Raw genomic sequence first — 22936 nt, forward strand, 5'->3', positions numbered from 1 at the left:
TCGAATTCTCTAAAAAGGGAATTATAATATGAAGTACGTTTTAAAAATATATAACACATAGGAGTTGAATCATCGTGGAAATTTTTCTGGATATATTAGTATTGCTAGCTATTATAGGTATTTCTAATATATTGAATCGTTTTGTTCCATTTATCCCTGTTCCACTAATTCAGATTACGTTAGGAATTGGGGTTGTACTTATCCCTCGAGGCATACATATGACTTTGAATCCAGAGTTGTTCTTATTACTATTCATAGCACCGCTGTTGTTCAATGACGGCTTAAGGACGCCAAGGAAAGAACTTTGGAATTTACGTGCCTCAATACTTATGCTTGCTTTGGGTCTCGTATTTGCAACCGTGTTGATTATAGGTTATATGATTCATTGGATGATTCCTTCGATCCCGTTGCCAGCTTCGTTCGCTCTGGCTGCTATTTTATCACCAACAGATGCAGTGGCTGTAGGAGCTATGGCAGGTCGGGCTAACTTACCCAAAAAAATTATGCGTTTACTTGAAGGGGAAGCACTGATGAACGACGCTTCGGGCCTAGTTGCTTTTAAATTTGCAATTGCAGCTATGGTTACGGGGGTGTTCTCTCTAGGAAATGCTACATTTAGTTTCATCATTATAGCTGTAGGCGGACTTATCGTAGGGGCAATTATTTCTCTCTTAATTATTTGGCTGAGAGTGTTTCTACGTCGGCTTGGTATGGAAGATATTACGATGCACATGTTGATTCAAATTTTAACACCCTTCATTATTTATATCATTGCTGAAGAGCTTGGAATGTCAGGCATATTAGCAGTGGTAGCTGGGGGAATTGTCCATGCTGTTGAAAGAGATAGAATAGAAACTTCTGCAACGATGAAATTGAGAATTGTATCCGAGAGCACATGGTCGATTATTATTTATATTTTGAATGGGCTAGTGTTTGTCCTGTTGGGATTACAGATTCCAGATGTCACCCGAGTCATTTTTGAAAGTAGTGCGTTCGATAACATGCAGGTTATCGGATATATTGTTGTCATAACGCTGGCTTTAGTGTTACTTCGATTTGCTTGGGTATATATCTTCTCTAAGGGAACATGGGCTTTTGGGAAAAGAGAAGAGTTAGACAAGCCGACATTATTGTCCGCTGTATTAACATCATTATCTGGAGTACGGGGAGCGGTAACTTTAGCAGGGGCTTTTTCCATCCCTCTTTTACTACAGGATGGGAGTCCATTTCCTGAGCGTGATTTAATCATTTTTATTGCATCAGGAGTGATACTGGCAACCTTAGTGATCGCAAGTGTGACATTACCCCTCTTCTCCAAAAAAACGGAGGTTACGGAAGTAGAGGGTACGGATCATCTGGAGCAGATTTCTAAAGTTAAGATTATGAAGGCAGCCATTCATGGAATTAGGCAAGAAATAAATGATGATAATGAAGCTGCAGCTTTATCTGTTATAGCAGATTACAATAAGAAATTGAGACAAATGGCCAGTAAAGAAATAATGGAGTCCTCTAACTCTAACTCCAAATTTAGACAATCACTCTTTGATGTTAGACTGATTGGTTTACAGGCTGAGCGTGATGAAATGGAGAGATTATTAGCGACAGAAGTTGTTTCGAAAGAGGTAGCTGATCAATTCGAAGAGGCTATTGACCAAATGGAAATGATGTTATCTAATCAAATGAAGATGAGGCTTTTGATATCAATGTTCAGAATTAGACGTCTTATTCTCAATATGGTGCATACGGATAAAGGAAGAAAGTCACAAGATGATATTAACTCTTTAAAAGAAGTCAAAATTAAGACCTCTCATGCGGCAATTTCCGCGATTAACAAACATATAAATGATGATAACCGAAAAGTTTCTTTGCTTATTATTGCACAGTACAATCGTACAATTGACAGAATGTGTAGCCGGGAATTCGAACAATTACAAGAAGATGAAGAATATCAGAAGCATAGAGTGGAACTTCAGTTCAAGGCAATACAGATTGAAAGAGATGAAGTTCAGAACATGTTTGAAGCGGGTACAATCTCACGTGAGGTTGCGAATGAATTACGTCAATTTATAAACTACTTAGAAGCAGGAATGTTAGAAGAGGATGAAGAGGATTAGGAGGACTTGCGCCAATGGGATTTCTGAATGGACTCATAGGAAATGCATCCCAAGTAGATTTACAGACAGTTCGGAGAGAATATAGTCAGATCTTAACCCCGCATGAGGTGATTGAGAAAGCCTATAAACTGGTGCGAGATATGTTTATCTTTACTGATAAGCGCCTTCTCCTCGTCGATAAACAGGGATTGACAGGTAAGAAGGTAGAGTACCATTCGATTCCATATCACAGTATTTCTCATTATTCAATTGAAACAGCCGGGCACCTTGATCTTGATGCAGAGCTCAAAATATTTATTTCTGGCAGTACACATCCTATTGTCAAAGCCTTTAATAAAAATGTTAGTATTTATGAAGTACAGAGTGTGCTGTCACAGTATATTTTGAAATAAGATTGGGGATCAAGATCGACGCCTTACCTTTCAGATTTTGTCTGCCATGGGAAAAGACACTCTCTTCAGGTAGAAAGTTCGTGGGGCATTATTCAGCATAACATGTGTAACTGAGTCCTATTCATTACAAAGCGACCCTTCCGGTATCATTATTCCGGAAGGGTCGCTTTGTTGTATTTGAGATCCGTAAAATTCAATGAATTTATTGAGCGGTTTGTGGTAGCCGATTATTAATATATTTTATATTGAGCGTAAGCCTAACCTCCTTGCAAGTTTTTTCTTTTAATTCTCATTGATGTAACACGGTTTAATCCGGTAGTCTATGATGAAATACACGTAATATTATTGCTGTATATGAAATGATGAATATTATTAGGACACACCAGATTATAGAGTTGGATGCTCTTCTGGATCTTTTTGTTGGTTTTTAATCCAGGGATATGTATGTCCAATTGGAAGATATTTATTGGCTGAAATTTCACAATTGAAGGATAGAATTACAATATGTAGAGTAGTATAATTATTTGAGCACAATATATTGTACGTTAATGATTTGGTGTCTTAGACCTCAATCCATGGGCGTCATTAAATAGGAGGTTGTTTTTTTGAGTGATTTACAGCATACACGCCGATTAGAAGGCTTAAGTGAGAAAATATTTTTGGATAGATACGCATGGAAAGATGCGGACAGTAATCATGCAAAGGTAGGAGATGTGGTGCTCGTCCTGACGAAGGATGATCCTAAATTCCCTACAAAAGAAGTGGGCGAAATTATCAAACGTGAGGGTAAAACTGTAACCGTGAAAACACGCAGTGGCGAGCTCGTAGAATCCGATGTTGAGAAACTAACATTGAATATTGAGAAGACGCCTGAAGAAATGTGGGGTCGCTTGGCGAAGGCAATGTCTTCTGTTGAGGAGACGCCGGAACTTCAAGCAGAATGGCAAGATAAATTCCGTTACTTGCTAGACGACTGGAAGCTCGTTCCAGGAGGGCGAATTGCTGCAGGTGCCGGTGCGAGTGATGAGCTCACTTTGTTTAATTGTTATGTTGTACCATCCCCGAAAGACAGCCGTGGTGGTATTATGAGCACACTTGCTGAGATGACGGAGATTATGGCACGTGGTGGTGGTGTGGGAATTAACTTGTCATCCCTTCGTCCGCGCAGATCCATTGTCAAAGGAGTGAATGGTTCATCAAGTGGTGCTGTTTCCTGGGGAGGATTGTTCAGCTATACTACAGGTTTAATCGAGCAGGGTGGTAGCAGACGTGGAGCGCTCATGTTGATGATTAACGATTGGCACCCTGATGTACTAGACTTCATTACGGTGAAGCAGACGATGGATCAAGTGACGAACGCTAACCTATCCGTTTGTGTAAGCAACGGGTTCATGAAGGCCGTTAAAGAAGATTTAGATTGGGAATTGGTATTTCCAGATACAACTGAGCCTGACTACAACGAAGTGTGGGATGGCGACTTAGACAAGTGGAAAAAGGCTGGACGAAAAGTTATTTCTTATCGTACGGTGAAGGCTCGTGAAATCTGGAATACGATTATTGATGCAGCATGGAAATCTGCTGAACCTGGCGTAGTATTCATGGAACATTATAATGACATGTCTAACAGCTGGTACTTTAATCCGATTATTTGTACAAACCCTTGTGGGGAACAAGGATTACCAGCTTGGGGTGTTTGTAATTTATCTGCGATTAATCTATCGAAGTTCTATGATGAAGAAAAGCATGATGTGAATTGGGAAGAACTTGCAATAACTACTCGTTATTCGGTACGGTTCTTAGATAATGTCATTAACAAGACACCTTATCACTTTGAAGAAAATGAGAAAAATCAGAAGAACGAGCGCCGAGTAGGTCTCGGTACAATGGGCCTTGCAGAGCTGATGATTAAGCTGAACATCCGTTATGGTAGTCCGAAATCATTGGAATTCCTTGATAAAATATATGCTTTTATTGCACGAGAAGCTTATTTGGCTTCAGCTGATATCGCGGGTGATAAAGGATCGTTTACAGCATTCGATGCTGAGAAATACTTACAAAGCGGATTTATGCGTAACATGACAGAGACTTTCCCAGAAGTGGGCGAAGCTATTAAAGAAAAGGGAATGCGTAACGTTACAGTTATTACTCAAGCACCGACAGGCAGTACAGGTACAATGGTAGGGACTTCAACAGGGATTGAACCGTATTTCGCATTCAAATATTATCGTCAAAGTCGTCTAGGTTATGATGAGCAATTCGTACCTATTGCTGAAGAATGGCTTAAAGAACATCCTGGTCAGGAATTGCCGGATTATTTCGTGACATCGATGGATCTGTCAGCTAAAGATCATATTCGTGTACAAGCTGCGATTCAGCGCTGGGTAGATAGCTCCATTTCGAAGACAGCCAACTGTCCTTCTGACTTTACCGTAGAAGAGACAGCAGAGCTCTATGAGATGGCATTCGATCTTGGTTGCAAAGGTGTGACGATCTATCGTGACGGTAGCCGGGATGTTCAAGTGTTGAACACGGACAAGAAGGAATCAGAAGATGTGGAAGTTGGAGTAGAGGAAGCAGAACAGCAAGCAGAACAGCAAGCGGCGGATCACTTTGCCGGTGAAGGGGCCGCTCTAGAATCGCTAAATGGAAGCTTTATAGCTGCTCAGGAGGTTGAATCACAAGGAAAGAAAGTCCTTGATAAGCAGTACAAGAGTCGTCCACAAGTTCTTCGTGGCGCAACGTATAAGGTGAATACGCCATTCGGGATGGCATATATTACAATCAACGATCTCGAGGGAATCCCTAGCGAAATTTTTCTTAATGTTGGGAAGGCAGGATCGGACGTATTCGCCATGGCCGAGGCGTTGGGGCGGGTATGCTCCTTATTCCTCCGCTATGGAGATCATGGGCATAAGGTAGAGCTCCTAATTAAGCACCTCAAAGGTATCGGCGGTTCCGGCGCTATTGGCTTCGGTGTGAACCGCGTAGAATCGATTGCAGATGCCGTCGCGAAAGCATTAGAGTCCCATGTGCAGAGCGGTGTAGGAAGAGAATATGATCACGATCCGGCACCTGTATCAGCTACCCTTGAGAGAGAATTAGTCGTTGATTATGATACGGATAACAGTGGTCACAAACCTAACCCGTCGCATACCTCTCGTGACCTATGCCCTAGTTGCGGTACAGCTTCTCTGATTAACATTGAAGGATGTAAGACGTGTAGTAATTGTGGGTATAGTAAGTGTTCTTAGTGTAACCCCTATGATATCTGCTTGCAGTTCCACCACTGTGTGGTGTCATAATTATTGAGAAAATCTTCAAAATTATTGATTCTGCATATTCAAGATTCTTGAGAAATGCATATCTATACATTGGTATGCAACCTGGTCGGAAATGAATTTGTTTGTTGTAAAAGATATGCATTAACTATTATAATAAATTTTCGCATTCAACACATATGGAATGGACTGGAATGAAGGGGCGAGCCTAGATAGGCTACGCCCCTTGTTTTAACTCGACTAAGCATCTTATGTATCATGTCGCGATCGTTTAGAGTTACATCATTAAAGTGGAGTTTTATAAGTTTACCTTACTTGAGTGAGTAAAAAGTAATAAGGAAATCTCAGAAAAACTACAATAATGCCCAAATGTTTTTTAGCGGAAGCTATGGCGATATTTTCTGTTAATCTTAAGTGAATCATTACCTTGATGAAAGAATCGAAGTAAAAAGTATAAAGGGAAAGGCGACATTTCGTTCAAAATCGAACGAAATGTCGCCTTTTTTTAATTTGAGGCACGCTTATAATTTTTAATAATACAGGTTTTCAGTGGCCTCTTACGAATAATAGGTGTCTCTGTTTCATAATAGGGCCAAAACACCCCAATATACATTTTCTTAGATCTGTCTCTTTATGTTTAAAAATCAAAATAATGTTTATTTGTAGAAATATTTAAATTGCGAATACTTAGAACTACACTGATATAGATTAGATTGTGTAGTAGAAATTAATATAGGACTACATATCAAGGAGTGGGATAGATGAATGTGTATGACAATAAAAATGGATGTGAAATATTGGGTGGTTCACCAAATAACACCGATACATTGAACAGGTACCCTTTGGCAAATAATCCGTATTCTTCTACTTTGAATCTCAATTCTTGTCAAAGCAGTGGTATTACTCAGTGGGTTAATAGAATTGGAGATGCAATTAGTGAGGCAGTATCTATTGGGACAACAATCATCTCTCTTCTTGCAGCGCCTTCTCTTACGGGGAGTATTTCTTTAGCATTTGGTCTTATAAGAAGAATGGGACCAGGAAGTAATGGAAGTTCTATATCAAATTTGTCTATATGTGACTTACTATCTATTATTGATTTACGGGTAAATCAGAGTGTTTTAAACGACGGGATTGCGGATTTTAACGGTGCGGTAGCTGTATATAATCTCTATTTGCAGGCTTTAAATGGTTGGAACAATAATCCCAATCCTACTACTGCTGAAGAACTCCGTACTCGGTTTAGAATAGCTGATTCAGAATTTGAACGTATTTTAACGCGGGGTTCTTTGACACATGGTGGTTCATTAGCCAGACAAGATGCTCAAATATTACTATTACCTTCTTTTGTAAATGCTGCATATCTTCATTTACTTATATTAAGGGATGCTAGTAGATATGGAGCTAGGTGGGGGTTATTTAGCATTACACCTACTATAAATTATCCAGAAAGATTACAAGATCTTATCGGAAGATATACCAATTATTGCATACATTGGTATAATCAAGGTCTAAATGAAATAAGACAACGAGGTAATACTGCTACTGTTTGGTTGGAATTTCATAGATTTCGTAGAGATATGACATTGATGGTATTAGATATAGTATCATCAATGCCATATCTTGATATTATAAGATATCCATTTGCAACAGATGTCCAATTAAGTAGGACAATTTATACAGACCCAATTGGTTTTGTAAATCGTACTACTAGCAACAGACTAAGCTGGTTTGATAGGCGTAATGAAGCTAATTTTTCAGCGTTAGAAAGTGAAATACCTACCGCTCTATTTCATCGGTTTTTGAATAATATAGATATATTTACCGGTCCGCTTGCTTTACCTGTTTCTCCTAATACCCATAGAGCAAGGGTGTGGTATGGTAATCAAAATATCTTTGCATCTGGTAGACAAACTTCTGGGGAAGTAACAAATGATATTCAAAACATTTTGGGTTTAGATATATTTAGAATAGATTCGCAAGCTTGTAATCTAAATAATACTACGTTTGGAGTTAATAGAGCTGAATTTTTTCATGGTGCTAGTCAAGGCTCCCGAAGATCTGTATATGAAGGATTTATTAGAACAAGTGGACTAGATAACCCTGTAGTTACTAATTTGCAAACGTTTATACCGGGAGAAAATTCAACTATACCAACCCCACAAGATTATACTCATATATTAAGTAACCCAATAAATATAAGGGGAGGACTTCGACAATTAGTACCTAATCGTCGTTCTTCTTTAGTCGTATATGGTTGGACACATAGAAGTCTGAGTCGTCACAATATGGTTACACCAAATAAAATTACTCAAGTGTCCGCTGTTAAAGCAAGTACTTCTTCCAATTGTACAGTAATTTCAGGACCAGGATTTACTGGAGGTGATCTAGTAAGATTACATTCTAATGGACAGTTCGTTATACAATTTCAAGTACCAACTCCACAAACAAATTATCGTATTCGTATACGCTATGCCTCTACGTTTGGATGTTCAATAAATATAATATTTAATGATGGTGCTCATTTAAGTACATTACCTTCCACAGCTTCATCACTTGAAAATTTACAATATAATAATTTGAGTTATTTTAACGTTAACGGTACTTTCAAACCTTCAATGGGTAATTCACTAACGATTGTAAATACAAGTTCAAATTCAAATTTAGTAATAGACAAAATCGAATTTATTCCAGAAAATATTTCCGAAAATCAATCGATTGAATATGCAGAAAAGGCTGTGAATGATTTGTTCATCAATAAATAAGATGAGGTCGTGAATGATATGTTTACTAAAAATATGGAAAATATGTTGAAAATAGAAACGACAGATTATGAAATAGATCAAGTGGCAAATTCTATAGAATGTATGTCAGATGAACAATATTCAAAAAATAAAATGATATTATGGGATGAAATAAAATATGCGAAACAATTGAGCCAGTTTCGTAATTTACTCCAAAATGGAGATTTTGAAGAATTATATGGATTTGGAAAAAATGGTTGGACAATAAGTAATAATATTACGATCCAAGCTGATAACCCCATTTTTAAAGGACATTATCTACACATGTCTGGGGCCAAAGACATTGACGGAACTGTATTTCCAACATATATTTATCAGAAAATTGATGAATCAAAATTAAAACCCTATACACGCTACCAAGTAAGAGGATTTGTCGGAAGTAGTAAAGATTTGGGACTTGTTGTGACACGTTATGGTAAAGAAGTTAATGTTGTTATGAATCCGGAGTATAACACACCAGTAACAGATGGATATACTTCTGATACGTGTTCATGCCAACCAAATTTAGAGAAAAAGCATGTTGTATGTCATGATTATCATCAATTCAAGTTCCATATTGACATAGGCCAATTAAATATGAGTGAAAATATAGGGATATGGGTCTTGTTTAAAATTTCTTCACCAGATGGTTTTGCAACATTGGATAATCTAGAAGTAATTGAAGAAGGGTCAATAACAGGAGAAACATTAGAACACGTAAAACAGAGAGAAAAGAAATGGAATTATCAAATGGAGAAAAAACGAATGGAAACACAACAAGCATATAATCAAGCAAAACAGGCTATAGATATATTATTCACAAGTACTCAAGAACTACAATATGATGTTACTTTAAATCATATTAAGAACGCTGAACGATTGGTGCAATCTATTCCATATGTATACAATACTTGGTTACGCACTGTTCCAGGTATGAATTATGATTTATATACCGATTTAACTGCAAGCATAGCACAAGCTCATTATTTATATGATGCACGAAATGTTATAACCAATAGTGATTTTACACAAGGATTATTGGGATGGCACGTAACAGGGAAGGTAGAAGTACAACAAATGAATGGAACTTCTGTATTAGTTCTATCCAATTGGAGCGCGGGTGTATCTCAAGATATGCATATCCAACATAGTCATAGATATGTGTTACGTGTTATTGCAAAAAAAGAAGGATTTGGAAAAGGCTATGTAATGATAAAGGATTGTGATGAAAATCAGGAAACACTTACGTTTACTTCTTGTGAAGAAGGATATATAACAAAAACAGTAGAGATATTCCCAGAAAATGATCGTGTACAAATTGAAATAGGAGAAAATGAAGGCTTATTTTATATCGAAAGTATAGAGTTGATTTGTATGAAAGGATAAAAAAATTCTAATATAATAACACGGTATTATGTACCTCATAATACGACGGGGCACGATAGTTGTATAAAAAATATTGTTGAGCAGGCTACCGCAGTCTGCTCATTTTATTAAGTTAAAACAAAACTTTATCTTGAATCCCCTTCAAAACCACCATATTATTTATATTTTATTAAGGGGTGAAGGGGAATTGAATAATGTCTGTTTCATAGATTTCTTTCCTTAAGGCCCGTAACATCAGGTAGTCGAGTCGAGTACCATCTACACGATATTCTCCGTTCGCGCTATCTTTATTGCTTCTTCTCGGTTGTTGACGCCGAGCTTCGAGTAGAGAATCGAGCAGTAATTGCGGATCGTTCCCTCCGATAAAAATAACTTGGCAGCGATCGACTTGTAGCGAAGTCCGTCCGACAGATGACCCAGAATTTCGATCTCGCGTTTCGTAAGCCCGTACGGATAGATTTTCAGACTTGAGCCGATCTTTTCCAACTGCTCACGTTGACGCTTCATCTCTTCGAAAACTCGCGTCGCAACCGATTGATCGATCCAGGTTCCTCCGTTATAAATAAGTTTTAAGGCTTCCTTCATCTCCCGCGGATGAGTCGATTTCAGCATGTATCCTTCCGCCCCGCACTCTAATGCAGTTGCTGCCTGCAAGGAATCCTCGAACGTTGTCATGAACACAACCTTCATTAGAGGCCATCGTTGTTTTACCTCGAGTAAAGTTTCAAGCCCGCCCATTCCTTGCATACGAATTTCCATTAGTACGATATCCGGTTGGGATCGCTCACAATGTTCTAATGCTTCTCGCCCGTTACCTGCCGTACCAACGACGATAAAATCAACATGCTGATCCAAAATCTGCTTCAAGCTGTCGGCTATGATCACCTGATCATCAACGATCAGCAGGCGGATCGCGTCGTCATGTACAGGTTCTGTCTGCAACGGAATATGACAGATGATAAATGTCCCTTGACCGGACCCGGAATGTATCGACAGTGTGCCGTGAAATTGTTCAAGCCGTTCCTTCATCCCACCCAGCCCAAATCCGAATTGGATTTCTTCCATGCCGATGCCGTTATCTTCAATCTGTAACCGGAGTTGCTGACTATCGAAATGCATCTGAACAGATATCACGTTCGCTTGACCGTGCCGAACTGCGTTGGTTAGAGATTCTTGAAGGCAGCGATGTAGACAAAAGTTTATTTTTTGCATCACGAGGATCTCACTGCCGATCACACGGAATTTGACCGTTGTACCTGTCGACTTCATGAACTCTTCGATTAACTGCTGTAACGACTCACTTAACGAATGGCTGAGCGGAGCATGAGAGAGCTGGTGCAGATGTTTTCGGATATCAACCAGACTGTGCTGAGCGATACCAACAAGCGAATCAATCCTCTCGATCTGCGAATTCGGTACGGTCGATCGCAGCGATTCGACACCGATGATAAGCGAGGTAAGCGAATGGCCAATCGTGTCATGCAGCTCATGTGACAGTCGGTTGCGCTCCTCGAGCAGCGTAAGCTCCTCAATCCGCTTAATATGCTGCTCCAGTAACTGATTCTGCTCTTGAATGATTCGGGCTTGTTGATGGGACTGAACTAAGATATTGAACGCAAAGCCGATGGCAAAACCTAGGCTGCAGCTAACGATGAACTCAACCGGGAGAAGATCAGCGATCCAACCGTTCAATACCGGGAATACGATTCCGCAGAGGATCCCTGTCCACACATAAGTTGTTCGACTGCTCGCCAATCCGATCGTTATCACGAGCAAGACAAATGACCATAGTAGTCCTGGAGCTGCGTAGGCTAAATAAAGATAAAAAAAGCCCGTTGCCATGACTTCAATAGGAAGATACCAAGCTTCTTTTCTATAGCGGACGATGAATGGAACGAGGTAAATGACGAGAGCAAAAGAAAGTACAAACCCAAGCGACCCAGTGATCAAGGACGGATCAACAAAACCAGCGCTTGCGATAATGACCAGCCAAATTGTTCGTATGGCTACAAGTATCCAATCATACCAGAACCATTTTTTCATGATAGAGAACACGAATTATGCACACCTGCTTGTATCTATTTGATCATCGATTTCCGATGGATTCAGACCCTATCATGCATCATTACATCTTGAGTCGTCAAGCGAAAGGGGGAGAACGGTTGGGAGCTTGGCTGCAGCAAGCACGTCACATGAGTCATTGACCATTTGTCATATAGCTATGTGACAAGATTTAAGGGCGATGTCATCAAAAGTTTGGCGGTTTCATCAATAGCTGTTTTTACAATTTCGGGGGTAAGGTGAAGGAGTGAATCAATACAACATTCCAAAATAATAGGAGCGATGCATTATGAAATCATTCATCAAGCACAAAAGAGTTGCACTTACGTTAACAGCGATATTGGCGGTTGCACCGGTATTCCCTGCTTATGGAACGCTGCACGCCGCGGGTCACACGGCAACCTATCAAGCGATCGATAAAGCTGCCAATAGCGACAATATTCCAGGCGTTGTCGTTACCGTGAAGAAAGGAGATGCGAGCTGGTCTTATGCTTCCGGTGAAGGGAATATCGAAAGAAACCATAAAGTAGACGCCGACTCCGCATTCCGAATCGGAAGTACAACAAAGACGTTTGTCGCTGCGGTTGTCTTGCAGCTTGCCGGTGAGAAGAAGCTGTCCCTTGACGATACGGTAGAGAAATGGCTGCCGGGGCTGGTACAGGGCAATGGGCACGACGGCAATAAGATTAAGATTCGTCAATTGTTGAATCAAACAAGCGGACTTCCAGACTACTTGACGCCAGAGCTAAGAACGAAATTACTCACGAATCCAGACGGAAATTATACAGCCGAACAGTTAGTCGCCATCGGATTGAAGCAAAAACCGGTAACGGGGTGGGCATACTCGAACACAAATTACGCGATTCTGGGACTCATTATCCAGAAAGCTACCGGGGAAACCTATGCAGAGCAGATTAAGAAGCGAATTATTGAACCGCTTCAATTGAAAGAAACATTCCTCCCAGGCAACTCGATGGATATTCCGAAAAAAAATGCCCGCGGCTACTTGGACACGGGAAATAAACTAGTAGATATAACGCTGCTCAACCCATCGATTGCGAATGCTGGCGGGGACATCATCTCGACAGGGGAAGACTTGACGACGTTTTTCCGTGCCTTACTTGGTGACAAGCTGTTGACACCGGAGATGAAGAAGGAGATGATGACCAGCACAGCCGATTCCCCATTTGGGCAGTATGGACTTGGCATCTATCAAACAAAGCTACCTAACGGTACCTACGTATGGGGACATGGCGGCGGTATTCCCGGATTTACTAACTTTGCGGGTGGAACGGAAGACGGTGAACATGTCATCTCGATCAATATCAATGTACTGGGTGATGCGGTTAAACACATTGACAATATTATAGCATCGGAGTTCGCAAGCGAACCCAAAAAAGAACTCACGGAAAAGGAAAAGAAAAGCAAGCATCGGGAAGATGTCAAACGCGTCATCGATGAAGTGATTACAAGCAAACGCGTCCCAAGTGTTGTGGCGGGCGGGCTGCAGGATGGGAAACGCTGGTCCTACGCTACAGGTACGGCCAGTTACGAAGTACCAAGCCGGGTAGAACCAGATTTTTCATTCCGTATCGGAAGCGTCACGAAGACGTTCACCGCTTCCGTTGTATTGCAGTTGGCTGAGGAGAAACAATTGAGTCTGGATGATTCAGTCGAAAAATGGCTGCCAGGCGTCGTAAAGGGGAACGGATATGACGGTAACAATATTAAGATTCGTCAGTTATTGAACCATACAAGCGGGCTTGCGAGCTATACGGATGATAATTTGCGGGATATAATCTTGCCTCAAAATCCTTTCCGTTACTATTCCGTCGACGATCTTATCGGCTTGGCACTTGCAAAACCGCCTGTATATGCACCGGGGAAGGGATGGAACTATTCCAACGTCAATACGATACTTGCCGGCAAAATTATTCAGAAGGTAACCGGGGATACGTATGCGGAACAGATCAGGAAACGGTTCATCGAACCGCTCGGGCTGACGGAGACGTTCGTCATGGAGAATAGCTCCCATATTCCGGGTAAGCATGCCACGGGATATAATATGGATAGATCGGGTCATTTGTATGATTTGACTGAAATGAATCAATCCTGGGCAAATGCAGCCGGAGATATAGTATCAAACGTCAAAGATTTGACCACCTTCTTCAGTGCGCTGTTAGGCGGAAAGCTACTAAATCAAGAGATGATGGACCAGATGCTCACAACAGTAGATTCACCTATGGGTAAAGTCGGACTAGGGATTTTTGAAGGGAAAACACCGGACGGGCAATCCTATTGGGGGCATGCCGGCGGTACTTTCGGATTTGAGACGAGAGCCTTCGGACCTCTAGGTGGGAAGCATATTTTGGTAACGGCCATCAACTCGGTAGGACCGGACGCTACTGCGGCTCACATTAAATTACTCAACAAGGAGTTTGGCCGTTAAGTTTAAAGCCGACATCGCGCTCTTTATTTGAGGGCGGGTGTCGGTTTTCTTAAGTGAATCGTAGTTGTCGCAGGACAAGAACATATACGCTTATGAAGTCGCGGAAATCGCGGCTTTTTTGTTTTAATGATGTAGGTTCTTATCCCAGGGGAAAGGCGTTATCATATATAATGAAATATAAAAACCCATGTGATTATAGGTAGAAAAGGACTTACGGAGGATGCGATGAATACGATTACCTACGAACTACAGGATGCACGCATGCTGGTGGATAAGGGAACGCTTAGTCCTACTGCATTGATTTTATCATTTGTAGCCATCATTGTGCCGACCGAGGCCATCGTCTTGCGTTCTGCGAGCGCTGTGTACAAGGTGGAAAAAGGAAAGTTTATCGTTCTACAACATGCAGAAGCGGACATGAGCATAGAACCCGCCGACATGGCTGAATTTGCGCCTGTATATGCAGTGGTTTTCCAGAGCTATCAATTAACGGAGCGGACGGACAATAGCTTGCTTTACCATATTCATCATGAGCATTTGCCAGAGCAGGGGAGTGTAATGGAATTTCCGCGGCATTCGTTCGTACTGCTGCAGAACCTGATGGAACAGCTTCGGCAGGCATTATGGATTCAGATTGCTCCCAGGTTGAATTTAATGCTCGATGAGCTGCTACGAAGCATTCTTGTCAGCAATGTGTATGGAACCAGCTTTATGACCCATGAGCCAGCGATCCAACGAGCGCTTTCTTATATGAACCAGCATTTTGACGCATCGATTACGCGTTCTTTTATGGCACGGATGACAGGGTTTAATCCAAGCTATTTTTCTTCACTTTTTCGCAAGGAAACAGGCTGGAGCTTTGCCGATGCTTCTTATTTGGGCAAAATGTTCAGAAAAATGGTCGGTTTAACACCTAGCGCTTTCCGTCAAAGACGGGGCGCAGAACGGATTGTGGGTATGCAGTTTCTTGGGGCATTGCTTGCTGTCGGCATCAAGCCCGTGGCTTCAACGCTTGATGTACTGCGCTCTTCTTTATTGCTCCACGAGGAGCTGGATGGAATTACAGAGATGGAGGAGATGCATACGGTGGAGGTGCTGAAGCCGTTAGCACCGGAGTTAATACTGGCTCCTACCTATTACTATAACTATCCTGATGCTCTTAAGGCGCTGGAGAGTATAGCCCCGGTAATTATGCTAGATTGGGGAACTATGGATAAAATGGATGAGGTTAGAGTGATAGGCAGCCTACTGGGCAGAAGCATCGAGGCCGAACGATGGATTTTTAGGCTGCAGCAGAAAGCCCTTACAGCTAGGCAGCTACTCAGACTCTGTATAGCTCCGCATGAAACGGTAGGGTTGTATGAAATGAGGCATGACCAGAGATGGCTAATTCCTCATGATTCGGTTCGTTCTGTCTTCAATCTCTATCGGTTGCTAAAGCTTGCGCCACCATCGCGCACCAGGGAAGAAGTGCTTGATCCGGCAAAACACCTTTTTATTCGGGAGCAGGACTTGCCTGGATATGCGGCAGACCACATGTTTTTGATCGTTCCGGGCGGAGACACAGAAGTCTTTAAGGGTAGGATGATGACACACGGCATATGGCAGCAGCTCGCGCAGGAGCAAGGCTGCAACTTTTATTTACTGCAGTTGGAAGAGTTCTGGATGGACGAGGGGGTATCACTAGAGAAGCAAATGGACATTGTGGTGGACATGCTGACATCAGGACAGCGGAGCCTGTCAGAAGAAAATAATGTTTTAGACTGAAAATTATCAAGACCTAAACTTAAGGAAATCAAATAAAATAAAGGGTTCTACATATTATGCATGACTAATATGTGGAACCCTTTATTTTTAACTATCGTTCCTCGTTAGCTTAATTCCGAAATCCCTCGGGCAGACCGAGGGGCGATAGCCCCAATACTTGAATATGGTGTTATCTGATGGATACGCCATCTAGGAAACACTAACATTTCTTTTACTTAATTTCTTAAATACCGAGTAATCCTTATTGGACTTAATAAAACTTAATATCTTTTCGGCACATTCTGTTGGATTCATCTCTTCCGTATTTACTTCGAGGTCATATTCATCAAAGCAATATACTTTGCTAAACTGTGAAGCTGCTAGTCCGATCGGTCTATCTCCTCTTGTTTGCTCTCTTCTTATGAGTTCTTCTTTCGAGCATATTACACCTATAAATAACGTAGGCTGATCGAAAAATTGATCAACAAACTCATTAAACCTCTTGTCATTGACGATTATGGTATCTACTATTACATTAAAACCCAGTTCTGATAACAATTTAATTGTCGAATGGTACACTGAGAATATGGAATCATCAAGTATTTGTGAGACAACTTGATGATCTATTTCTCTTGTAGGTTCATCTGGAAATTTATTATTAATAAAATCATTGTAATTATTAAAAAAATCATCAATTGATAAATGATAAAAAGGAATCTCTTTCTGATTTATCAGTTCAGTCGATATGGAGGTCTTTCCAGAACTTGAAGTTCCATTTAGATAAACTAATATCCCTTGCTTCAATTTAATCATCCCTTCAAAAAATAATCATTGCGTATCTTTCAGATAACGTTATATTCACAAAGTTCATATAAATTATCCAACTCAGAAAATATTCGAGAAACGATTGAATTATCCTGCCCGTTCGTATTATGAGATCAACCAGAAAGAACTGGTTGATCTCATAATACGATGGGCAGGTTAGCGCAGCCATGAGCTGTCATCTACATCAGAGTGAGCACTGAGGAGCAAGCATTGCAGAGGTGCAGCCTTGAAGCTCAAGTCGAAGAAGTTAAGGCAAAATGCCGGCAGGAATCCAGGGATTTTCCAGCAACGATGACGTACATCGGAGCTTCCGATGTGACGCCGTAAACGTTTGTCAATTCCACTGTCGATTCACCGACTGGAGTGCCCCGCGTCGTCTACGACATCACGAGCAAGCCGCCGGCGACGATCGAATGGGAGTAATGAAAGAAACTCCGAAAACCCAATACATTCAAGGGTTTTCGGAGTTCTTTTTTTAGAGTCAACCCTGCACAGGGCTGGTCTTCATTTCATAGATTTTTTGGAGCGTATGGACATGCTTCGTCTTCTCGTCATCGTCCTCTGTGTGGAGATACCACTCCACAAGCCTGTACCCGAATACGAGAAGGATCAGCTCGTAGACGCAATGATCGGCGATAGGGGATACATCCGCATACTCCGAAAAGCCTTTGTAATACGCGGGGACACATCGCTGGTAGTATTCGACCATGTGATCGATATCCGCTTCATCCGCAATCAGGCTTGCGAGATCCTCGCCCAGGTAGCCCCATCCGGATGTATCCCAGTCGATGAGCGCGATTTTCCCGTCGGCATAGATCAGGTTGGTCACCCAGAAGTCCCGGTGGCATAGCACGAGGGGCAATTTTTCGATGCGGGCGAGTATCTCGTCTGCGTGCTCATCGATGTCGATGAGCATTTGCCGCACGTGCTGCGGGAATTCGCAGTCCTCCGAGCGTATATAATCGTAGACGACCGGCCATGACCGGTAATGCAGATACGTATTCTTCATGAGATCCGCATGGCTCAGGTTGGTCAGGCTCTGCAGAACAGCGGGCTGCTCCGCATACAGCTTGCCTTGATAGCGTCCTAACTCCAGCACGGCCTGTTCATACATGTCACCGGTCAAGTCTAAACCGGTTACGCCATCGATAAATTCCAGCCACAGCTGGAATTTATTTTCTTCGGCATTGATCTCGGCGTGATAACATGTCGGCCAGCGGAAGGCATCCGAGAACGTCGCTCCCAAGTCAGACGCATAGAGATCATATTCCCGGCGCCATGAACCCGGATCGCCGTAACGCTCCCATTTCTTCTGGATTTTCAGCACGATACGGTATGGCAATTTTTCGCCATCCGCTGTTTCGGCGATCCCCGTTACCAGGTACACATTTCCCACAGTTCCGCCCTGTAACGGCATGGTTTGGCAGTCGGCCGAGATGATATCCTTCTTGAACCGTCGGCTTAAGGCATAGATCAGCGTTTCGAATTTAATATTCATTTCTTCCATCCTCCGTTTTTCTTCGTTTGCTTGCTCCACATGGCGATCGTTTTGTTTTGAGCCCTCTTGTCGATGAGGTAGCTCGTTTTATCCTGGACATACTTGTTCTCATGCTGCTGGGCAACATAATGCTCCCACCGTTCACGTGGCAACGAACCGTCGGCAAGCGCGGCAAGAACGGCACAGCCCGGCTCGGCCTGATGGCGGCAATCCGTAAATCGGCATTGCGGGAACCATTCCTCCACATCGGTAAAGCTTGCGCGTATGCCTTCGTCGGCATCAAAAAGCCCAAGCTCACGCATACCCGGCGTATCGATGACCATCGTACCGGAGGGGAGCATGAACAGCTGACGGTGCGTTGTCGTATGCCGCCCCCGGCTGTCGACCTCCCGGATCGCCTGAACCTTCATTACGTCCCGTTCCATCAACGCATTGAGCAGAGACGATTTACCGACGCCGGACATGCCGAGAAAGACGACTGTTTTACCAGGCATCAAGTAGGGATTGAGTTCGTTCAGTCCCAGGCCTGTATGACTGCAGATCGCGTGAACCGGCACATCAGGGATGCTTTGTGTGACTTCTGCGAGCGGAATATTGAAATCTTCAACGAGATCAGCCTTGGTCAGAATAATGACCGGCTGGCCGCCGCTCTGTCTGGCCTGTGTCAGATAACGCATGATGCGGGTAACGTTGAAATCCCAATTCAGAGAAGAAAGGATAAACACATAGTCAAAGTTGGTTGCGACGACCTGTTCCAGCACGGTTTTGGCATAGGCTGCGCCATGCCCTGAGTAATCCGCGCGTGAGAACTTGGAGCGGCGGGGCAGTACCGTAACGATGAGAGAATCTCCGCTCTCATTGTAGCGCAGCAAGACAAAATCACCGACGCACGGAAAGTCTTCTCGCGTTTCTGCGCTGTGATAGAACGCGCCTTTGAGCACAGCCGTTACCTCGCCCCGCTCTGTTACTACCGTGAAACGCTCCCGCCGAAGCTCCGTAATCCTGCCGGGCAATAACTCGCCGGGTATTTCTTCTATTTCTGTATAGCCATAGGTTTTTAAATCAATCATGTTTTTTTGTTAGCTCCTTATAATGTTGTTTTTTGGACGCAAAAATACCGCGGACAAGCAGCCTCTAAAGAAGCTGGTGTCGCGCGGCATCAAGACACAAAAAAAGATACGACCTTTATCGTATCCCGCAAACAGCAATATTCACGAAAGGTTACTTTGGATGGCATACCAAATAATACGGGGTTTTTCCCCGCTTTTTCCGCGTATGCCTGCTATTCAGTTTTAAGACCAAACCACCATATAAGTATAAGTAGTTGCCATTAAAACACATCTCCCTTCGTGTCAGGAACTTGCTTATCGCTAAGCTGTCTATAAAATAACCTATTTTGGAAAAAAAATCAATACCTGACAGCGCAGATTGTGTCGGCCTGCTCCATCGAGTCTGCCGTTGATAAAGAACTCACGAGCATCAAAAGTCAGCGTGAGCGCTTCCTCAAGTTGCTTGAAAGAAACGGCGTCGATGACGACCTGTTCTTCGAACGACTAGGCGAGTTGAAAGACCGTCAGGAGCGGCTGTTGTCCCGGAGGAACGAGGTCGAGCGCCAACTGGAGGACAGCATGGCGGAGTCCATTCCCCCTCCAGGTATCTCATCATTTTGTGACCCCAAAAAGCTCGCAGAATCCCGTTTGCGCCGATTTCGCCACCAAGCGTGCCCCTTCCTGAACCCATGTCCGGCAAAGCGCCCTTCCAAGCCTGCTGCGAGCTTTTCTCCAAAGAACTTGCCCTACTTGTGATACGGTTCACCGTGAATTATCCTACAATTTTTCGCATAGATTAGCTTATTTACAGTTCTCTCGATGCTCCGATAACCCATTCTTTAATCGTAGTGGAGTGCGAAAGAAAGTACCTGCTGATGCTGAGTCAACAATTCTTTGGGATGGTATATCAGAGATCGGCGAAATTGCAGAAATCGACAAGAAACTCATTGAATACTCGTAATTAATCATACAACTAACGGGACACGATTGCTTAATGTTAAGAAGGATTTAACTTGAATAACATAGAATAATTATTAAGAAGTGTGATTAGTAATAGGTTATCATAAATCGTGAAATTGCGATAAGGAGGGTTAAGATTGAACAATAATGCCGCAAATAACAAGCTCCATGCAAAGTCTATATTATGATCACGGCGGTTATTTGTATGGAGCATAATGAAGTAACCGCATGTTTTCATTCTGACTTGTATGGTGAAAACAGTTTATAGTATAGGTTTTGCTACCTTAAAATTAAATTCTATTTTAAGGAGTAGATCTACTTTGAAATATATAAGTGCTGAAGCTTTATTGCCAGAAGACTTACTTAAGGAAATACAGAAGTATGTGCAAGGTCGAATGGTATACATCCCCAACTCTGAAGGGTCTCGCAAAAAGTGGGGTGAAAAATCAGGGAACAGAAATTACCTGAACCTCAGAAACAGCCAGATTCACCAGAAATTCGGTGAGGGATCTAATATTGATCAGCTCTCAGAACTATTCAGCCTTTCCCATGATAGTATCAAAAAAATTGTGTATTCAAAAAATAACTAGATCATAAGGTTTGTCGGGGTAAACCCGCAAGCCTTTTTATGTGCAATACGAATAGTAATTGTTTTATATATATATATTTATAAGCAGTCAATTCTATAATTAGGATCATAGGATTCACATGAATGAATGAAATGACCCAAAATCGAAAGTAGGAGCTCATCATGGAACATATCTTTGGATTAAAAAAATTAAATAGTGAAGAAGTAACGATACTTGAATTACAGGATGCAATGGATAAGGGGGAAGTTACTTCAAGAGAGCTTGTAATGTATTACATGTATCGGATCGCAACGATTGACCAGAGTGGCCCGATGATAAACTCTATTATGGAAATTAATCCAGATGCGATTTTTATTGCAGAAGCATTAGACCAAGAAAGAAAATTAGTAGGAGCAAGAAGCCCTTTACATGGTGTCCCTGTATTATTGAAAGGAAATATTGAAACAAATGATAAAATGCATACAAGTGCGGGTGCACTAGCCTTGGAAAACCATGTAAGCTCAAGGGATGCCTTCCTTGTCCAAAAACTAAGGAACGCAGGTGCAATTATTCTTGGGAAAACAAATATGACAGAATGGGCAAATGGGATGTCTTCATCAATGTGGGCGGGATACAGTTCAATAGGGGGGCAAACAAAAAATCCATATGGGGATTTTTTTACTGGTGGATCTAGTACGGGATCTGCCGCATCCGTTGCAGCAAATCTTACTACAATCGCAGTTGGGACAGAAACATCTGGCTCTATTTTAAGCCCAGCTGTACAGAACGCTATTGTTGGCATAAAGCCAACCGTAGGTTTAATAAGTCGATTAGGAATAATTCCGTGGACCTATTCTCAGGATACAGCTGGACCTATGGCAAGGACTGTGACTGATGCAGCGATCTTATTGGGTGCTCTTGCGGGCAAGGATGAAAGAGATCCCGCTACTTGGAAGAATGAACATTCTAATGTGGACTATACAGCATTTTTGGATAAAGACGGATTAAGTAATGCAACCATAGGCGTCTTCAGAAATGTTCCACCTGAGAAATATCGTGACATTGGCGAGTATGATGAAAGATTATTTAATGATGCTGTGGCAAAACTTAAAGATTCTGGAGCCATAGTAATAGAAGATGTAGAAATTCCATCGTTCCATAAAGAGTGGGAATATAACAAAATGAACATTGAATTTAAGCATTCTGTTGAACACTATTTGCAAAGTCTCCCCGCTCATCTTCCTATTCATACTTTAAATGAATTGATTGAATGGAACGAACAGAATACGGAGAAGGCTTTGAAATACGGACAAGATTCATTGAAATATCGATCAACACTTGATAAGCCATTAAAGAGTCCGAAATATATTCTAGAGTCTATTACTGATTTATATTATTCACAAAATAGGGGTATAGATTATGCTTTAGAAAAGTATGGATTGGATACAATCCTGTTTCCTTCTTATGTCGGAGCTGATATATGTGCGAGAGCGGGTTATCCATCCATAGCAGTACCTGCTGGGTTCCAAGAGAATGGAAGAGCATTTGGAATTACATTCGCAGGAACGGCTTTTAGTGAACCGACACTAATTCGTATTGCATTTGCATTCGAACAAAAAACGAAACACAGGAGAATGCCAAATTTCAAGAATTAAAAGAAATAAGGCTTTCGCGCTCCACTAAAATCTCGATCAGCTCATTTTTTCTGCATTAAAATTAGATTAGAATATTCAACTAACGGAAAGGCTGCTGCGGCAGTCTTTTATTGCACTAATGGGCAGGATAGCTCCAAATTATGGTATCATGCCAATAGAAATATTATTACT

At 41.9% G+C, this 22936-nt stretch carries 15 protein-coding genes and 1 pseudogene; 11 read left to right on the forward strand and 5 right to left on the reverse strand.

Annotation, left to right across the window (positions count from 1 at the left end):
* Window positions 1-74: 74 nt before the first annotated feature.
* The 5 genes from UB51_RS02815 to UB51_RS02835 all read left to right on the forward strand — a co-directional run bounded on the left by UB51_RS02815 (window position 75) and on the right by UB51_RS02835 (window position 9953).
* Window positions 75-2114: a Na+/H+ antiporter gene (locus UB51_RS02815; RefSeq protein WP_044875979.1), complete on the forward strand. Its 2040-nt coding sequence runs from the start codon at window positions 75-77 to the stop codon at window positions 2112-2114.
* A gap of 14 nt (window positions 2115-2128) precedes the next feature.
* Window positions 2129-2506 (forward strand): PH domain-containing protein, encoded by a 378-nt coding sequence (locus UB51_RS02820; RefSeq protein ID WP_044875980.1) that lies wholly within the window; start codon window positions 2129-2131, stop codon window positions 2504-2506.
* Between the two features lie 605 nt (window positions 2507-3111).
* On the forward strand, window positions 3112-5757 hold the full coding sequence (locus UB51_RS02825) for an adenosylcobalamin-dependent ribonucleoside-diphosphate reductase (protein WP_044875981.1): 2646 nt from the start codon (window positions 3112-3114) through the stop codon (window positions 5755-5757).
* Window positions 5758-6545: 788 nt separating this feature from the next.
* Window positions 6546-8549, forward strand: a complete 2004-nt coding sequence (locus tag UB51_RS02830) for an insecticidal delta-endotoxin Cry8Ea1 family protein (protein ID WP_044875982.1) — start codon at window positions 6546-6548, stop codon at window positions 8547-8549.
* A gap of 18 nt (window positions 8550-8567) precedes the next feature.
* On the forward strand, window positions 8568-9953 hold the full coding sequence (locus UB51_RS02835; RefSeq protein ID WP_044875983.1) for a hypothetical protein: 1386 nt from the start codon (window positions 8568-8570) through the stop codon (window positions 9951-9953).
* 258 nt (window positions 9954-10211) lie between these two features.
* On the opposite strand, the gene UB51_RS02840 is transcribed toward UB51_RS02835, so the two are convergent.
* Window positions 10212-12008, reverse strand: a complete 1797-nt coding sequence (locus UB51_RS02840) for a hybrid sensor histidine kinase/response regulator transcription factor (protein WP_044875984.1) — start codon at window positions 12006-12008, stop codon at window positions 10212-10214.
* A 295-nt stretch (window positions 12009-12303) separates the two neighbouring features.
* Between UB51_RS02840 and UB51_RS02845 the strand changes: the two genes are divergently transcribed.
* Entirely contained in the window at window positions 12304-14463 is a 2160-nt protein-coding gene (locus UB51_RS02845) for a serine hydrolase domain-containing protein (protein ID WP_044875985.1), read from the forward strand.
* A 225-nt stretch (window positions 14464-14688) separates the two neighbouring features.
* Window positions 14689-16230, forward strand: a complete 1542-nt coding sequence (locus UB51_RS02850; protein WP_044875986.1) for an AraC family transcriptional regulator — start codon at window positions 14689-14691, stop codon at window positions 16228-16230.
* A gap of 189 nt (window positions 16231-16419) precedes the next feature.
* Here the strand turns inward: UB51_RS02850 and UB51_RS02855 are convergent, their stop codons facing one another.
* On the reverse strand, window positions 16420-17013 hold the full coding sequence (locus UB51_RS02855; RefSeq protein ID WP_044875987.1) for a chloramphenicol phosphotransferase CPT family protein: 594 nt from the start codon (window positions 17011-17013) through the stop codon (window positions 16420-16422).
* A gap of 204 nt (window positions 17014-17217) precedes the next feature.
* Here UB51_RS02855 and UB51_RS27540 point away from each other — a divergent pair, with 204 nt between their 5' ends.
* Together UB51_RS27540 and UB51_RS29545 are read left to right on the forward strand one after the other, a co-directional pair.
* On the forward strand, window positions 17218-17361 hold the full coding sequence (locus UB51_RS27540; protein WP_267884750.1) for a hypothetical protein: 144 nt from the start codon (window positions 17218-17220) through the stop codon (window positions 17359-17361).
* 27 nt (window positions 17362-17388) lie between these two features.
* Window positions 17389-17457, forward strand: a pseudogene (locus tag UB51_RS29545) (GMP synthase (glutamine-hydrolyzing)); the annotation flags it as partial.
* Between the two features lie 58 nt (window positions 17458-17515).
* Here UB51_RS29545 and UB51_RS02865 read toward each other — a convergent pair.
* The 3 genes from UB51_RS02865 to UB51_RS02875 form a co-directional block, all read right to left on the reverse strand.
* Entirely contained in the window at window positions 17516-18532 is a 1017-nt protein-coding gene (locus tag UB51_RS02865) for an aminoglycoside phosphotransferase family protein (protein ID WP_044875989.1), read from the reverse strand.
* A complete protein-coding gene (gene rsgA, locus UB51_RS02870; RefSeq protein ID WP_044875990.1) occupies window positions 18529-19602 on the reverse strand; it encodes a ribosome small subunit-dependent GTPase A in 1074 nt (357 codons plus the stop codon). Before rsgA ends, UB51_RS02865 begins: the two co-directional genes overlap by 4 nt.
* Window positions 19603-20035: 433 nt before the next feature.
* Window positions 20036-20347, reverse strand: a complete 312-nt coding sequence (locus UB51_RS02875) for a hypothetical protein (RefSeq protein ID WP_144406939.1) — start codon at window positions 20345-20347, stop codon at window positions 20036-20038.
* 514 nt (window positions 20348-20861) lie between these two features.
* Here UB51_RS02875 and UB51_RS02880 point away from each other — a divergent pair.
* Together UB51_RS02880 and UB51_RS02885 are read left to right on the forward strand one after the other, a co-directional pair.
* Window positions 20862-21131, forward strand: coding sequence for a CD3324 family protein (locus UB51_RS02880; protein WP_044875992.1), 270 nt, complete (start codon window positions 20862-20864; stop codon window positions 21129-21131).
* 161 nt (window positions 21132-21292) lie between these two features.
* On the forward strand, window positions 21293-22765 hold the full coding sequence (locus UB51_RS02885) for an amidase family protein (protein ID WP_044875993.1): 1473 nt from the start codon (window positions 21293-21295) through the stop codon (window positions 22763-22765).
* The last annotated feature ends 171 nt before the right edge of the window (window positions 22766-22936 follow it).

This window comes from Paenibacillus sp. IHBB 10380 (genome assembly GCF_000949425.1).
In the GTDB taxonomy this organism is placed as follows: Bacteria; Bacillota; Bacilli; order Paenibacillales; family Paenibacillaceae; genus Paenibacillus_AQ.

Bases quoted from the DNA above. Each gene is read 5' to 3' on its own strand.
- UB51_RS02820 (WP_044875980.1), top strand. From the start codon at position 2,129: ATGGGATTTCTGAATGGACTCATAGGAAATGCATCCCAAGTAGATTTA.
- UB51_RS02830 (WP_044875982.1), top strand. From the start codon at position 6,546: ATGAATGTGTATGACAATAAAAATGGATGTGAAATATTGGGTGGTTCA.
- UB51_RS02835 (WP_044875983.1), top strand. From the start codon at position 8,568: ATGTTTACTAAAAATATGGAAAATATGTTGAAAATAGAAACGACAGAT.
- UB51_RS02845 (WP_044875985.1), top strand. From the start codon at position 12,304: ATGAAATCATTCATCAAGCACAAAAGAGTTGCACTTACGTTAACAGCG.
- UB51_RS02850 (WP_044875986.1), top strand. From the start codon at position 14,689: ATGAATACGATTACCTACGAACTACAGGATGCACGCATGCTGGTGGAT.
- UB51_RS02865 (WP_044875989.1), bottom strand. From the start codon at position 18,532: ATGAATATTAAATTCGAAACGCTGATCTATGCCTTAAGCCGACGGTTC.
- rsgA (WP_044875990.1), bottom strand. From the start codon at position 19,602: ATGATTGATTTAAAAACCTATGGCTATACAGAAATAGAAGAAATACCC.
- UB51_RS02885 (WP_044875993.1), top strand. From the start codon at position 21,293: ATGGAACATATCTTTGGATTAAAAAAATTAAATAGTGAAGAAGTAACG.